This window comes from Microcoleus sp. Aus8_D2 (assembly GCF_036702665.1).
Lineage (GTDB): Bacteria > Cyanobacteriota > Cyanobacteriia > Cyanobacteriales > Microcoleaceae > Microcoleus.
The window spans coordinates 1-15,502 of sequence record NZ_JAUBUN010000016.1; the positions used below are offsets into that span (position 1 = coordinate 1).

The 15,502-nt window shown below is 46.7% G+C and carries 15 protein-coding genes; 6 read left to right on the plus strand and 9 right to left on the minus strand.

Going from position 1 to position 15,502, the window contains the following annotated elements; genetic code table 11:
* Window positions 1-518 (plus strand): calcium-binding protein (locus QUB64_RS14640; RefSeq protein WP_369124806.1); only part of this gene is annotated, 518 nt, incomplete at its 5' end.
* Window positions 519-737: 219 nt separating this feature from the next.
* Here the strand turns inward: QUB64_RS14640 and QUB64_RS14645 are convergent.
* Both QUB64_RS14645 and QUB64_RS14650 read right to left on the minus strand, forming a co-directional pair.
* The gene (locus QUB64_RS14645; protein WP_333271251.1) at window positions 738-1,304 is read right to left on the minus strand and encodes an NUDIX hydrolase; all 567 of its coding nucleotides are present in this window, start codon (window positions 1,302-1,304) and stop codon (window positions 738-740) included.
* A 27-nt stretch (window positions 1,305-1,331) separates the two neighbouring features.
* Window positions 1,332-1,589, minus strand: a complete 258-nt coding sequence (locus QUB64_RS14650; protein ID WP_333271248.1) for a hypothetical protein — start codon at window positions 1,587-1,589, stop codon at window positions 1,332-1,334.
* 57 nt (window positions 1,590-1,646) lie between these two features.
* Here QUB64_RS14650 and QUB64_RS14655 point away from each other — a divergent pair, with 57 nt between their 5' ends.
* Complete coding sequence (locus QUB64_RS14655; protein ID WP_333394109.1) at window positions 1,647-2,381, plus strand: AMIN domain-containing protein; 735 nt, start codon at window positions 1,647-1,649, stop codon at window positions 2,379-2,381.
* Between the two features lie 201 nt (window positions 2,382-2,582).
* On the opposite strand, the gene QUB64_RS14660 is transcribed toward QUB64_RS14655, so the two are convergent.
* Complete coding sequence (locus QUB64_RS14660; protein WP_333271243.1) at window positions 2,583-3,176, minus strand: DUF3172 domain-containing protein; 594 nt, start codon at window positions 3,174-3,176, stop codon at window positions 2,583-2,585.
* Between the two features lie 338 nt (window positions 3,177-3,514).
* On the opposite strand from QUB64_RS14660, the gene clpS reads away from it, so the two are divergent.
* Window positions 3,515-3,796 carry an ATP-dependent Clp protease adapter ClpS gene (gene clpS / locus QUB64_RS14665; protein ID WP_193976163.1) on the plus strand — a complete coding sequence of 94 codons (282 nt, stop codon included), beginning with the start codon at window positions 3,515-3,517 and terminating at the stop codon, window positions 3,794-3,796.
* A 244-nt stretch (window positions 3,797-4,040) separates the two neighbouring features.
* Here clpS and QUB64_RS14670 read toward each other — a convergent pair whose 3' ends face one another.
* Window positions 4,041-4,376 carry an RNA recognition motif domain-containing protein gene (locus QUB64_RS14670; RefSeq protein ID WP_293185195.1) on the minus strand — a complete coding sequence of 112 codons (336 nt, stop codon included), beginning with the start codon at window positions 4,374-4,376 and terminating at the stop codon, window positions 4,041-4,043.
* Window positions 4,377-4,661: 285 nt separating this feature from the next.
* A complete protein-coding gene (locus QUB64_RS14675; RefSeq protein ID WP_333271237.1) occupies window positions 4,662-5,942 on the minus strand; it encodes a hypothetical protein in 1,281 nt (426 codons plus the stop codon).
* A gap of 412 nt (window positions 5,943-6,354) precedes the next feature.
* Here QUB64_RS14675 and QUB64_RS14680 point away from each other — a divergent pair, with 412 nt between their 5' ends.
* Window positions 6,355-7,737, plus strand: coding sequence for a UDP-N-acetylmuramoyl-tripeptide--D-alanyl-D-alanine ligase (locus QUB64_RS14680; RefSeq protein ID WP_333271255.1), 1,383 nt, complete (start codon window positions 6,355-6,357; stop codon window positions 7,735-7,737).
* A gap of 86 nt (window positions 7,738-7,823) precedes the next feature.
* On the opposite strand, the gene QUB64_RS14685 is transcribed toward QUB64_RS14680, so the two are convergent.
* Together QUB64_RS14685 and QUB64_RS14690 are read right to left on the minus strand one after the other, a co-directional pair.
* Entirely contained in the window at window positions 7,824-9,365 is a 1,542-nt protein-coding gene (locus QUB64_RS14685) for a serine/threonine protein kinase (protein ID WP_333271234.1), read from the minus strand.
* Between the two features lie 12 nt (window positions 9,366-9,377).
* Entirely contained in the window at window positions 9,378-10,694 is a 1,317-nt protein-coding gene (locus QUB64_RS14690; protein ID WP_333271231.1) for an NB-ARC domain-containing protein, read from the minus strand.
* 167 nt (window positions 10,695-10,861) lie between these two features.
* On the opposite strand from QUB64_RS14690, the gene QUB64_RS14695 reads away from it, so the two are divergent.
* Entirely contained in the window at window positions 10,862-11,821 is a 960-nt protein-coding gene (locus tag QUB64_RS14695; RefSeq protein WP_333271228.1) for a PEP-CTERM sorting domain-containing protein, read from the plus strand.
* Window positions 11,822-11,860: 39 nt separating this feature from the next.
* Here the strand turns inward: QUB64_RS14695 and QUB64_RS14700 are convergent, their stop codons facing one another.
* Window positions 11,861-12,505 (minus strand): Uma2 family endonuclease, encoded by a 645-nt coding sequence (locus QUB64_RS14700; protein ID WP_333271226.1) that lies wholly within the window; start codon window positions 12,503-12,505, stop codon window positions 11,861-11,863.
* Window positions 12,506-12,778: 273 nt separating this feature from the next.
* Here QUB64_RS14700 and QUB64_RS14705 point away from each other — a divergent pair, with 273 nt between their 5' ends.
* Window positions 12,779-12,943, plus strand: a complete 165-nt coding sequence (locus QUB64_RS14705; RefSeq protein ID WP_333271224.1) for a hypothetical protein — start codon at window positions 12,779-12,781, stop codon at window positions 12,941-12,943.
* On the opposite strand, the gene fusA is transcribed toward QUB64_RS14705, so the two are convergent.
* Window positions 12,936-15,020: an elongation factor G gene (gene fusA, locus QUB64_RS14710; RefSeq protein WP_333271221.1), complete on the minus strand. Its 2,085-nt coding sequence runs from the start codon at window positions 15,018-15,020 to the stop codon at window positions 12,936-12,938. The genes QUB64_RS14705 and fusA overlap by 8 nt on opposite strands.
* Between the last annotated feature and the right edge of the window lie 482 nt (window positions 15,021-15,502).

The window sequence follows — 15,502 nt, forward strand, 5'->3', positions numbered from 1 at the left end:
GCGATGACTTGATTTACGGTGACTCGGGCAGCGATATTTTGTGCGGCGATGATGGCAACGATACCATAAGCGGCGATAACGAAAGTGCGATCGGGCAACAAGACTGCATCAACGGCGGCAGTGGCGAGGATCTTCTCTACGGCGATGACGGTAACGATACCCTCAACGGTGATGACGGTAACGATACTCTGAACGGTGATGGCGGTAACGACATTCTGTCTGGAGGTATCGGAGATGACTGGCTGTTTGGCGGTGCGGGGGAGGATACTTTAATTGGAGGTATCGGGAGCGATCTTTTTGTATTAAATAGCAACACCGGTATCGATACTGTCCTCAATTTTGAAGCAGGAACCGACAAGTTTGTGTTAAATGCCGGTTTGAGTTTCGACTCCTTGCGACTTAACGCGACGGCGAACGGTTATGTCCTGCAAGTTGCTGCCACTGGGGAGGTTTTAGCTAATATTTTTGGGATTAACAACGCTATTACTGCTCTGGATTTTGTGACTTTTTCTAGGTAAAACCAAACTCACAAAGGATCGAGCGTGAGGACTTTAGTCCGCATCCCTTAGAGGACTTGCATTCCGAACGATCGAACCCAAATTTAAGACAAAACTCAGAAAGGATCGAGCGTGAGGACTTTAGTCCGCATCCCTTAGAGGACTAAAGTCCTCACTACAAACAGAAAGGATCGAGCGTGAGGACTTTAGTCCGCATCCCTTAGAGGACTAAAGTCCTCACTACAAACCCAACTGCTGTCTGTTCAAAAAATCTAATCCTAAAAAAATAGCAGCGATGCTTCCTGCTACGCAAATTTCTCGACTTGCTATTTTCAACAAAACTTCGGCAATGGGGATTAAAACTACTTCAATATCTTCTGTAATATCCAATTGTATTTGGCTGGAAAGCTTGACATTTTTAGCAAAGTATAGGTAAATAGAATTGGTGTCTTTTACCGGGTTGTCATATAACGTTGCTAGTTCCCAGATTTCTTCAGCAACATATCCAGTTTCTTCGGCGAGTTCTCGGGCAGCAGCAGATTTGCCACTTTCTTGGGCAGGATTGAAACTTCCCCCCGGAAGTTCCAGCAAAATCTCGCCGACTCCATGCCTGTATTGGCGCACACATACAAGTTCTTGCTGTTCTGTCACGGCAAATAGTAGGGCGATATTGGGTCGGACATTAACAAAAAAGTCGTCGATAATCTGTCCGCTGGGCAATTCTATTTCATCTTGTCTCACCTGACACCACTTGTGGTTAAGCACCAAGCGCGATCGCACTAATTTCCATTTAGCTAAATTTTTCATGTTAATTCCTCCTGCTTCGCCTGCGCGCTACCAGTTTTTCTTCTGGTGCCGATCGCGCACCTTAACCTTAGTTGAAGGAGAAGGAAAAGAAAAGAAGCATGAATGCGTATCTGTTGGTATCAAGCAGAATATTTTAACTTCCAATTCCCAAATCCCCATTCCCCAATTACCAATTAATGCTAGACTTTTAGCGTCAAGCGGCGCTTCCCGTAATGAGTGCGATCGCCCGCAACACCTCTCCCCAAAAAAATTATCCTCAAAGCTACTTAAAATCTCAACTTTCACTCTTCTGCCATGCAATATAAAAAATTACCCCCGAAATTTGGGGCCAACTTACAAAAATTGACTGCTAAGTGTATTTTACGCTCATTGTTAGGCTCTGTGTCGATCGCTCTGAGTATAGCAGCCACCGCCACTGTTGCGACAATCGAAATAACACAGCAACCAGCAAATGCTTCTACAGTCACAAGTTGGCAGTTCTATCCCGCCACAAATCAGCTAGAAATTACTCTCCCAGAGGGCACAACTCCCACATATTCTCTAGTCAACCCGTCTCAAATTGCTGTGGATTTGCCCAATACCGATCTCGGAGTCGATGCAACTCAACTATACCCGCAAGCCACTGTGCGTTCTGTGGCGGTGACTCAACTGCAATCTGGAACGGCGAGAATTTTGGTAAATTTGGCTCCCGGAGTGGCTTTCAACGGCGAAGAAATTCAATTCCAAAGAGTCGGCCAAAATCGCTGGGTGTTGCGTCCCTCGATCGAACCTAGTGCGAGGGTGGAAATTACCGAAAGGCAAACCCAGCCTGCAATACAAGTACCGCAAAACCAGCCGCCAACTGCTCCCAACTCAACTGCTGCCCGATCGCCCGTCCCACCTGCATCGCCTCAGGCGATAACTTACAATCAAAACTCTTCGCAGCAGTCAACTCCAAACGAGCAAATCCGACCGATAACTTTGCCTTTAGTCAGGGTTCCGGTTAACGGACGCCAGGGGATAGGTTCTGCCACTGTACGCCGTCCTGCTGCACCACAACAGCGGATTATCGACTTTGGTGAGCCGCTTCCCCAATAGTAGCTTTAAGTCGATCGCACCTATTTTAGGCGATCGATCCGATGCTCCCAGTTAAATCAGAACTTACGCATCGATCCCGCCAACCCCCGCTCACGCAGGGGGGCTTTCAGGTTCCCCCCTGCGTGAGCGGGGAGTAGGGGGCAGTTAAGGGGGGATCGGCATTTGAGCCATGGAGTGCGTAAGTCCTATAAATGCTCGCAGTTAGAAATTTTGACCTTCTGTCGCTGGAGCTGTCGAACCAGGTTGGTTGAGGAACAGGTTTTTCGCGCCGTCGTTTTGGTAGATACAGTTAATTTCCGGTTGACCTTCCAGAGGGCCGGTGAAACCAAAGGTGTTCATGCGATTTTTGCACTCCCGCACTTGGTTTTGGTTGATCAGTTTTCGCTGTTCGAGAATGGCCCAGTTATTGGTTCGCAGGACGCATCCGGGACGCATACTCGGCTGCGAGATGTAGACGTTGAAGGGGTTGAGGGTGACGTAGAGGCGCATATCTGTCACCATCGCACTTGCTCCAAACTGCACGCAAAGTTCGGGGTTGGGGGCGCTGCGATCGATAAATTCCCGGGATGCTACGTTTTCTGGGCTAATTGTAGCTGTGGAACTGAAGGCAATGCCGATCCCAATTCCCAGAATAAAAACGGCTGTTAAAATCCCGATGGTGGCGGAATTGAGGAACGAAGGTTTGCTGGACTGAGGTTGGCGCCGCGACTGTCCGCCAAATGAGCCGGAGTCTTCATCTCCCCGGAATGGGTCGTTGAATCTGTCGTCGTTGTAGGAGTTAGGTTTGCGTTTCATATCAGCTTCCGTCAGTTCTGGAGACTCAACAGGTAGTAGTTTGTTATTTTTAACCGATCTCGCCTTTCTAATATTATGGCGCTAGGAAGGTGGCGGCTACACGCTGGGGACACCCCGCTCTGCGTTGGGTTTTGGGTTCACAGCTCGCGATCGACCAGTGCACCACCTTGTCTGAATTTCGAGATTTAAATAAAATAACTGAAAGTAAACTACCCATATCAGAAGCTAGGGACTTCCGCAACGCGCATTGTTCGGTGAGATACTCTTGCACAGCGGAGCAATCCGGCTCAAGATTATTGACAAATTTTAACATTCTATAACTCAGGAGGTATAGATTAGTGTCTGTCGAAATTATTCAAAAGCCTTCTACAGTCCGGAAGCTTGCACCGCGCTACCGCGTTCTGCTGCACAATGATGATTTCAATCCGATGGAGTACGTGGTGCAGACTTTGATGGCGACGGTACCGAGTTTGACTCAGCCACAGGCTGTGAATGTGATGATGGAAGCCCACACTAACGGGCTGGGATTGGTGATTGTTTGCGCTCTCGAACACGCTGAGTTTTACGCTGAAACGCTCAACAATCACGGATTGAGCAGCAGCATTGAACCAGACGATTAGAACAGTAGAGGCACTCGAAGGGCTTGGCCCACACCGTTTCTGACTCAAACCTCATAATCTTCATACCAAAAAGCCAAGGGATCGACCCTTGGCTTTTTGGTATATTTAATGCGGTCGATCGGGAAACTTGAAGATCTGCGGTTGGGATCAACCAGGCCGGAAGTGGTTCGGACGGTGGTTCTGAGCTAAGTGAACTCTCCTCGCCAATCTCAACTCTCCAATCTCAAATCTCGATCCTAGGAAATTAATAACGTCCTCCGCCTCCTCCGCCGCCGCCGCGACCAAATTTGCCGGGGCCGCCGCCGCCCCGGTTGCCGCCGCCCCGGCCGCCTTCATCTTCGCGGGGCTTAGCTTTGTTAACTTTGAGGTCGCGACCCATCCACTCTGCTCCGTCGAGAGCAGCAATCGCTGCATCTTCTTCGGCATCTGTTGACATTTCTACAAAACCAAAGCCGCGGGGGCGACTGGTTTCTCTGTCGGTAGGTAGATGTACTCGCTTAACGGTTCCGTATTCGGCGAAGACGGTGGTGATGTCTTCTTGGGTAACTTGGTAGGATAAGTTACCGACGTATATCGACATGAGGAATAACTCCAAAAATTAGACAGTGCAAAGATTTCAGTTTCGGAGAGTCCCCTGCCGATACAGAAGGGCAAGTTTTTAAACAATTCTGTAGCAATGAACAAAGCCTGCAACCGAATCTGATACACTTGGGATTTTAACACAGAATAGCGTCTTTTGAATAGGTTTCAGCAGTTAATTAGGTCGTTATAATTTAAGGTTCAACTTTTAGGGTATTCAGAAACCCGATTTCGACCTCTGATGTTTTGCCAAGCTGGAACCTGAGAAAGTTGTGGGACAGGCTGGCTACCGCAGGAAAGATACGTCCATTTTGCCAAAATTTGTACTCAAAGCTAGATTCAGGTTTTCCAGGGCTTTGACTAACCACACCACGCCTTCTCGACTACTGAATTCGTAGTGACCGAACAAAATTGCCAACCGCTTTTCTAGATAGGGCTTGACTTTGCCACAAATTAGGACGATTTTCAGCAGCAAACCTGTGGTTTGGGTGGGCCCGAGGTTGGAGATCAGGTCGATGAAGACAAAGTGGTTGGGCCGCGCAGGACTCTCTACTACTAAAAAGTTCAATAACTGGCTGCAAGTTCTGATCATTAAAAATTCGTTGAACTTCTGAGCATCGTTGTGGGGAAAGGTATTTTGTAGTTGCTTATACAATTTTTCGTTAAATTGACGTTTGCCGTAGCGATCGTCTGTGACAGAAGGAATCAGGTATTCGTACAAGTCGTCTTTAAAGGAGCTGTAGGTCACAGTTGTGCTGGTGTTCGCCGTGAAGCGGCTCGCGAGCTGTCTGTAGGTATCGGCTCCTTCTACTTTTCCGACAAATTGCTTGAGGGCAAAGAACAGTTCCGGGTCGCTCAACAGCGTCGGATTTTTTATAGTTTGTATATTCCGGCCGAAGGAGATTGAAGTGTGCCGGCGGGCTGTTTGGGCCTTTCTCACTTGGTGAGCAACGTATTGCGAGAGGTCTATTTCAAATTGCTGCTGCTTTTGAGCTTGGATTTTTTGAATGATTTTTTGCTGTTCGTAGCTGCTGTCGTCGCTGAGGAGGCAGTGTTTGTACAGGTAAGGGTAGCGGGGAATTAAGGTTCCGAGGGCGAGGGTGGCGGGGATTTTGCTGTTGCTGCTGTCTTCATTGTTGTGAGTGATGACTTTGGCTAAGCGTTTGAGGGTGAGGTACTGTTCGCTTTCGGTAAATTGATTTACTAATTTGGGGATGGAGTGAGCCGCCCGCGATCGATTGTATCCCAATGCTATTTTGGGGGCTTCTTCAAACAGAGCGATCAATTCCGGGATGGCTGCTTGCTTTCCGGGGTATGTTTGCCAGCGGTTGATCAAAATGTGGCAGCAGCGGTTGAGGATGTACTTAAATTCTTGTTCGGCGTGTTTTGAGGTTGCTATTTTTTCGAGTGCGTCGGCGACTGTGCGATCGGGGTATCCGGTACCGTGGATCAACAAAGTACGAAAACGGTTGATCAGTTCGATCGGCTGCTCTACTTGTACCAACTCCAGCAAGTGGTTGTAAAGTAGCTGTTCTTCTTCTAGGCTCTGTCTGTTATAGTCGTTCACTGTAGATTAACCCTCCGAGGATGGGACAGGAGCTTTCAGCGCTATTGGCTTGATGAATGGGCATTCGTAAGGGCAACAATTGAGTCAACCGAGCTTCTCGCCGGACGAGGCTTAGGGGTGGAAGCGGTCTGCACAGACAGCCGATCGATCTTTTTTGCTTAGTTAAACTATTTACCAACACCAGCATGACATGAATTGTTAGCAATCAGCAAGGCCTAAAATCACCATAAACCGTGTAAAGTATTGCTAAAGAGTGTGGGTGGGTTCTAGAGGATTTCTGGGTGGGCAGACGATTGATTATTAGGAGTCTCAAAGTCAATCCTAGTCGGCAGCCCCCAGTTAGTTAAATTGGAGGTCGGGCGAGGTAGGATTAGCTGTGAAAATAATGATTTGAAATGTGAGTGCTGGTAATATGGTCTGTCGCGTAAGTATCGCCCGACTTGCTGAAATTTTAACTGTAGCTTTGCCTGCTTTGTCTGAGGGCGTTTTAACAGCTTTAGGGACAGGTATTGCTACAGATACGCGCACTATTGAGGGGGGCGAAGTATTTTTGGCGCTGCGGGGAGACAATTTTGACGGGCATCAGTTTGTGGCAAAAGCCCGGGATTTGGGGGCGATTGCTGCGGTAGTCGATCGCGATTGGCAAGCAGAAGTTCCCAATTTTCCGCTGTTGCGCGTTGACGATACTTTAAAAGCTTACCAGGCGATCGCCCGTTGGTGGCGCGACCAATTCAGTATACCGATAATTGCTGTTACTGGTTCAGTAGGTAAAACTACGGCCAAAGAATTAATTGCAGCGGTTTTGTCAACGCAGGGAAATGTTCTTAAAACTCAATATAACTACAACAATGAAATTGGAGTCCCGAAAACTCTGTTGGAGCTTTCGCCCTCACACAATTATGCTGTAATTGAAATGGGAATGCGCGGGCTAGGAGAAATTGCGCTGCTGTCGCAAATTGCGCGCCCTACTGTGGCGGTAATTACTAATGTGGGAACGGCGCATATCGGGCGCTTGGGTTCGGAAGATGCGATCGCCCAAGCTAAGTGCGAGCTATTAGCAGAAATGCCTGCTGAGAGTATTGCTATTCTCAATCACGATTCTGACAGATTAATGGCAACTGCGGCGCAAGTTTGGCCGGGAAAAACTTTAACTTACGGTTTAGAAGGCGGCGATTTGTGCGGGGAATTGCTGAATCATGATACAATGCTTGTAGAAGGTGTGGAATTGCCGCTGCCCTTGGCTGGAAGGCACAATGCTGTAAATTATTTGGCGGCTTTGGCGGTAGCAAAAGTTTTAGGGATTAATTGGGAAGTTTTACAGCAACGTTTGTCCGTGCAGTTACCGGATGGACGGGCGCGCCGCTACGATTTGCCGCAAGATGTTGTGATTCTGGATGAGACTTACAATGCTGGTTTGGAGTCGATGTTGGCGGCGCTGAGATTGTTAGCGGATACTCCGGGAAAGCGCCGGATTGCGGTGTTGGGCACGATGAAGGAATTGGGCGAAAGGGCGATCGAATTTCACCGACAAGTGGGAAAGGCGGCGCGGGATTTAAACCTCGATGCTTTGTTTGTGTTTGCTGATTTTGAGGAAGCGGCGGCGATGGCGGCGGGTGCGGCGGGTGTACCTTTTGTGCAGGTGGAAGATATTGCGGCGGAGGATGCTCGCACAGATTTAGCGAGGCATTTGATGGAATTTGTCACGGCGGGCGATCGTATTTTATTTAAGGCGTCTCATTCAGTCGAATTAAATCGAGTTGTAGAGAAGTTTCGCGCTGATTTTGCAGGCGAATAAATTGTAATCTGGTTCGTAGTGAGGACTTCAGTCCGCATCCGACAAGAGAGGACTAAAGTTCTCATGAAAACCTTAGCCTACCGCTACTATTCACGTACAATACACCGCCATGAATAAGCATTTTTTGTATTTAATGGCTTGGAAAAAATTCTGTTTTTAGGATATTTTTGTTTCATTCCATCTCGATCTGCATATTTCTCTTTACAAATATCATCGATATCCAAACCCCCTAATTCTTTACCTGAAGTATCTACGCACCTCCAGCTCCAAGCGTCTTCTTTGTTTGAGGGAAGAGCAGTTACTTTCAGGTTGGGGTAATTTTTATGACAAGACGTGTATAGAGGAATGCCCCCAAGTAGCTTTTCTCCAGACTTGAGGAAGTTCGGGTACATTTGGTCTAGAACAGACAATTTTTTTAAAGCGTCAGAGGGCCTCTCAAAAGAACCCTGTACGGCTATCTGGAACTTAGTAAGAGCACAGTCATAATCTTGGTGTTTTAGACAAATTAAACCTAAGTAATAGTGAGGTTCTGCCAAATTTGGATCGAGGGTTACTGCCAAATTTAAATAAAGTTGAGTGATGATATTTAACCGATTAAAAATGAAATCTTCTTTGCTGCGATTGGTAAGAGCAACAGCAATCTGAGGCGAAAATAATTGAAAGGTACTCGCTCCTATTACCAGAAATCCTGCCACTCCAAATACAACTCGTAAAAGGATAACTTTTTGATATTTATTCAAGGAAGTCGCAGCTACCGATTTCTGTACGAGTGACGACTTTTCATTTGTTAAAATATTTTTTTCGATATATTGCAAAATTTCCTGTGCATCTCCCGGACGTTCGGTTGGAAATGCAGCCATTAGCCAATTAATTAATTCTGCTAGTGACTCAGACACCGCAGGTGCTTGATTTTGCCAAATTAATTTACCAGTTAAATCATCAGTAGGAAGCTGGCATGGCAGTTTTCCTGTTAGCAAATAAACCAAAGTGCGGCCGAGAGCAAAAAAATCTGATTGCGGTACAGGTTTGCCATCCATTTGTTCTTTTGGGGCGTAGCCGGGTGAACCTATTTGTGTAAGTTCAATATCCTCTGCTAATTTGGCGAGATAAGTTCCAGTGATTTCTCTGACGATGCCAAAATCAATCAGCACTAGCTGTCCGTTAGGTTTGCGCATAATGTTTGTTGGCTTTAGATCCCGGTGAATATAAGAGTGTTGGTGCAAATAATCTAGGATTTCTATCAGTTGTTTTAACCAATTAATAGCTTCTGCTTGCGTGATGATTTTTCGCTTTGTTTGCTTCAGCCACTCGTGCAAGTTTTGACCCTCTATTTTTTCCATTACCAGGTAGTGCCGGGTATGGGTTCCATCATAGTAAGTGAAATATCCATCAGCTTCTACCTTAGGAATGCCGGGATGATTGAGTTGCTTTAATATCTCGGCTTCCTGCTGAAATAGGTAGAGTGCTTTTTCTCTTGTATATAGGTCGCTTAAACTATCTAAGTTCAGAATTTTTATAACTTTTCGAGTGCCTCGATCGTCCAGTTCAAAGATTTCGCCAAAGCCTCCTTTACCTAATTGCTGTCCTATCCGATAGCGATTTTGCAGTAAAATTTCTGGCTGAATCATGGTATTTATAGTTTAAATTAGACAAAAACGATTGATAACATACTTTCTAATTACACGCTGTAGGGTGAACCTGTCTTCACTTCCTTCTGTAACTTTCTCTATCAAACACCGCCAACTCAAGGATTCCAACGCCTCGATTAATTTTGAGGTCGAGCCGCTGGAATAAACACAGCTTAAAATTTGGACGATCGCTAGGGGTTCGCGAGCGATCGCTAATTGCTTCATTAATTCTAATTCTATTGGCAATATTTTTTCAAACTGTCGGTCTAAAACTTCTGTTATTTGCCCTAAAAAAGTTGTACAATTGATTAAGAACTGGGAAGCTTGACCGCTGAATAATTCTACAATCATTGCTCCTACTATTCTTAGATATAAAGGATTCCCTGCATAAAGTTCTATGAGACTGCCCCATTCGGATTCTTCAATTAACCCAATATCTCGCAAAATATGCCGTGCAGCTTCATTTTCTAAGCTCCGAAGTTTGTAACAGCGAATCGGACTATTTTTTGTTTCCAATAAGGCAATCGATCGCATTTTTTCCGTGCTGACCAGCACTAAACAGCTTTTGTGATTCAATTCTCCTACTTGTTTAAAGAGTCGCCAGTAATCCTGATATCCTTCTCGATATCCCGCTAAGTGGCCATTTTCTAGAAGTGTTTCCACCGCGTCAAGTATTATTAAACAGCGACGCGATTGCAAATAGTTTATCAGTTGTGATGTAGCATCAGCAACAGTTTCTGATAATTTTGTTTCTTGTTGGTTACAAAAAGATGGAAGCAAGTCCGCTAGGAGGTTTTGCAGCGGTGGTTGGTGGCCGAGACTTCGCCAGATGATGCAGTCAAAATGATTTTGCATCTTTTTTTCCAGCTCGACAGAAAGAGCCGTTTTACCAATTCCTCCCATACCCCACAGTGCGACTATTCGGCAGCGATCGATCGCAATCCACTGCTCTAGTTCCCTGAGTTCTCTTGTGCGCCCGTAGAAAACCGGGACATTACGGGGATGCTGACAATCTTGACGCGGGGTTGCGATCGCACTTTCGGCTAACGGGGTTGAGGGATGCGATCGCACCTTTAGTGCAGCTTCCACCACTATTTTCAGGTTTTTTTTACCTACTCGTTTTCCGAAGACTTCTGATAGTAAGCGCCACAATGCAGGAGCTAATGTTTTCTTTACATAACCGACAGTATAGCCCGGAATCTCCAGATCATCGTATTTTTCGTCCTTCCAGCATCTCCGAACAATCTGCTTTTGGATTTCGCTCAAGCCTTCTCCTTTCCGCTCGGCGACCCTTCCATCCAACCAGATTACTGCTTGTTCGCTATTCACAGTTTAGCCCCCTGATTAAGACTAGCTACTTATTTTACCATGACTTTTATGAACTTTATGAACTTTATGAATTAACAGAACCTAAGTTTCAAAAAAAGTATGAATTTTCAGGATTTATTTTCATTTATTAAATTGGTAGGATGTCTGTACCTGAGAGGACATCTACTATGAATATCTTCAAAACTGCAATTCTTCTCGCTGCTGCGACAGCAACCATTTTCTTGGGAACTACCGCCAAACAAGCGGCTCGGGCTGGAACTTTAACTCTAGGGTGGAATTATGCGATCGACCCCAGCTACGACAGTCTTGACAGCAATGGCATGGGTGGAATCACTGCCGGAGGAACTATCTATGAAATCTACGGCATGGCTGTCAAAGACGATGTGGCTGCCGATACTATTTGGCTAGCTATTAGTGCCAACTTACCGCTGACTGGAAATCCCACCGAGGACATGGTGAATGGCTATCCGGTTAGTAACCGTAACATTGGTTTCGGAGATTTGTTTTTTGATTTTTCCGGTCAGAAAAACTTTAAAGCTGCCAGCGATTCTAATAGTTTGTTTGGCATCCGCTTTGCTCCCAATAATGATTCAAATGCACCAAGTACAGGTGTCTACAGTGGAGTAAAAGCAAAAAGTGTGGTCGCGCAAAATGCAGGTTGGTCGAATTTTTACAATCACAGCGTCAACGGTGTGCTTCCCCGGACTGGTATGGAGGCTCGGACAGGGGATTTAGCCTGGAACGATTCCTACTACAATCCTTACACCAGTGAGGGTTCTCACAGCAGACCAGAATCCCTGATTCCTAATGTTATCGAATCCGGTAATAAAGTTGGCGACATTACGATGGTTGGGGATGCAGAATTGGCAGCCGCCGGTTTTGCTCTCGGCGTATTTCCAGGCAGCCAAACTATTGGGTTTAAATTTGATAAGTCTTTGCTGCCTGTTGGAAGTTATGTTGCTACTTTAATTCAAGAATGCAACAATGACGCCATGGCCATTAAAGGAGACACACAACCACTTCCACCTAAGGAATCAGTACCCGAACCGTCTTCGATCTTGGCGACATTGTTAGGATTTGGTGCTCTCGGTGCTTGGCGCAAGCGCAAGCAAAACCTAGCGGTGTGATTTTGCGGTTAGGGCGATCGCCCAAATCGATCGCCCAAATCACTCCCCTTGCTGAATTTGATTCCTCACCCACTCCCGGAACAACCGCAACAAAGCCTTTTCTTTTGTAGTCCTTCTCAATTCCAAAAAGCGCAGCATTTCAGACTTCAGCAGAAAAGGAAAGGTTGGAGAAATCTCACACTCTGCGTATTCATTGCCTTCTAACTGATAAATGATTAAACGATTGCCATCGTAGCGCCAAACTTCAGGTACACCCAAACTTGCGTAAATTTCAAGACGATCGAGCGAACTGCTGGTAATGTCAATTTCAATAGCTAAATCTGGTGGTGGATCTTCATTAAGATCGATTTGTTCTTTATCCCAGACAACATCTTCATTCTGAATGTAGTAACATTTATCAGGTTCTAACCCCCGTGCCAAATCTTGGCGCTTGCAGGTTAGCGATCCCAGGCTGCAAATGTCAACATTTAATTCATCAGTTAGAACTTCTACAAAATTTCCTAATAGTTCTCCCGACTTTTCATGCGGTGCTGAGGGAGTCATGATTTCTAATTTACCTCGATCGTAATTCAAACGAATTCCCGGCTGTTCTGCTAGCTCGTTTACCAGGGATTCGTAGGTTTTCCAGCTAATGTTTTTTAGCAGAATTCCGCTACTTTGATTCGGGATTAGGGTGGCTGTCATGGCTACCTGCCTCGGTTTTAAATTATTGATTGTATGTTAGCAAACAGGATATTTGAATTATTTCATAAATCTGCGATCGCGCGAAACCGCAAATCTACGCAAATTAACGCAGATAAAATTAACAGTCCTGGACGTATCAATATCAAAGAAACCGGGTTTTTTTCCTAATCTCGTCGCTGCGGCGAAGGATGTTGCAAAAACCCGGTTTCTGGCTACCTTCGAGACGATCGCAGAAACCGGGTTTTTTACCTAATCTCGTCGCTGCGGCGAAGGATGTTGAAAAAACCCGGTTTCTGGCTACCTTCGAGACGATCGAAGAAACCGGGTTTTTCACCTAATCTCGTCGCTGGGGCGAAGGATGTTGAAAAAACCCGGTTTCTGGCTACCGGTTCGTGGAGTACGATCGCACTATTCGATCGCACTCAACACACTACTTAGCAGCTTGACGCTCTTTCGCATCCTTGATCACTTCCTCAGCGATGTTGCTCGGACAAGGAGCATAGTGCGAGAAAGACATGGAAAACTGGCCGCGTCCAGAAGTCATGGTACGCAAATCGCCAATGTAGCCAAACATTTCGCTCAACGGCACATCTGCCTTGATCCGCGCTCCACTTGGTCCTGTTTCCTGAGATTTCATCATCCCCCGGCGGCGGTTGAGGTCGCCGATGACATCGCCCATGTGATCGTCTGGGGTGAACACATCGACATTCATGATCGGTTCGAGCAACTGAGGCCCCGCCTTGGGTACAGATTGGCGGTAGGCGGCTTTGGCTGCAATTTCAAAGGCCATTGCGGAAGAGTCAACCGGGTGGAAACCTCCATCAAGCAGGGTGAATTTCAAGTCCAAGCAGGGGAATCCAGCCAAGACGCCCACATCAATGCAGCTTTGGAAGCCTTTTTGCACCGCTGGCCAATACTCTCTGGGGACGCTACCACCAGTTACTTTTGACTCGAACACGAAGCCGCTTCCGACTTCACCAGGCTCGACGATATAGCCGATTTTCGCAAATTGACCGGAACCACCAGATTGCTTCTTGTGGGTGTAGTTGTCTTCGAGGCGCTTGGTGATCGACTCGCGGTAGGCTACTTGCGGTTCGCCAACTTCTACTTCCACGCCGTGGGTGCGTCTGAGAATGTCCACTTTGATGTCGAGGTGCAGTTCGCCCATGCCCTTGAGGATGGTTTCGCCACTTTCTTCGTCTGTCACCATGTGGAAGGATGGGTCTTCTTGTACCATCTTTGTCAGCGCTGCTCCCATCTTTTCTTCGCCTCCTTTGAGTTTCGGTTTGACCGAAATGGAGATGACTGGTTCTGGGAACACCATTGGCTCCAAGGTTGCGGGATTTTTGGGATCGCAGATGGTGTGTCCGGTGCGGACGTTTTTCATACCTACGATCGCCACAATGTCGCCTGCTTGGGCGGAGTCAATTTCTTCGCGAGAGTTGGCGTGCATTTCTACCAAGCGGCTGATGCGCTCGGTCTTGCCTGTGGCGGTGTTGAGTACGGTGTCGCCTTTAGATATTTTGCCGGAGTACAAGCGGGTAAAGGTTAATGCTCCGAAGCGATCGTCCATAATTTTAAACGCCAGAGCGCGCAGAGGTCTTTCAGGATCGACGATCGCGAAATTGCCTGTTTCTTCGCCATCGAGATCCACCTCTGGCTGAGGCGTAACTTCCATCGGGTTCGGGAGGTAGTCAACGACTGCATCGAGTACCAACTGCACGCCCTTATTCTTAAACGATGAGCCGCAGTAAGTCGGGAAAAATGCCATGTCGCGAGTACCCTTGCGGATGCACCGCTTGAGGTCTTCGATACTCGGCTCGTTTCCTTCGAGGTACTGTTCCATCAGGTTATCGTCCTGCTCGACGGCCAATTCGATCAACTGTTCGCGGTATTTTTCGACATCATCGACCATATCGGCAGGAACTTCCTGGATTGTGTATCCCATCGGATCGCCAGAGTCATCCCAGATCCAGGCTTTGCGGGTCAGCAAATCGACTGCGCCACAAAATTTGTCTTCAATGCCGATCGGCAAAACCATTACCATCGGTTTAGCTGCGAGGACTTTATCGACTTGCTTGACAACTCGGTAAAAATCTGCGCCCGTGCGATCGAGCTTATTGATATAGACGATACGAGCAACTTTAGAATCGTTAGCGTAGCGCCAGTTAGTTTCCGATTGCGGTTCAACTCCACCGGAACCGCAGAACACACCGATGCCGCCGTCGAGCACCTTCAGAGAACGGTAAACCTCGATCGTAAAATCGACGTGTCCGGGAGTATCAATGATGTTGAGCTGATGCTCGTTCCAGAAACAGGTAGTAGCAGCGGATTGAATCGTAATACCGCGCTCTTGCTCCTGTTCCATGAAGTCAGTCGTCGCCGCGCCTTCGTGAACTTCACCGATTTTGTGGATTTTACCTGTCAGTTTCAGGATTCTTTCAGTTGTGGTGGTCTTGCCAGCATCTACGTGGGCGAAGATGCCAATATTTCGATAACGAGTGAGATCTTTCATAATTACTGTTGAGATTAAATGCGACGAACCGTCGGCGACCACCTGCAAGCGTAACAAGCGAGGAATCAATGTTGCCTTAGGGGCCAGTACAGGCTAGATTTCCTTTCCCCTGTTTCTGGCATAACTATCTTAATTTTGACACTTCTGGGTCATTCCTGCGAAGGATTCTTGGGTGAATAACTGCCCCAAGCCTGATCACTCATAAAAATACCCTATAACTAGGGCAAAATCCTCTCACAAAGTACGTTGGGCTGAATCACTCACACCCAACAACTTCGCCTGCGCCACCCTTCGCTAAACCTGATATTTTGCATCATTCTCAGCAAAAGCTTATACGGCGGGTTTCTTGACAAAAAATCGAGGATTTTACTTGAGTCTGTCACAACACACCTGATTTTTGACATTCATGTCTGATGTTAGTCAATTTAATATAACATAAAATACCAGAATTTGTGTCATCATAAACCGACATTTTATACTTT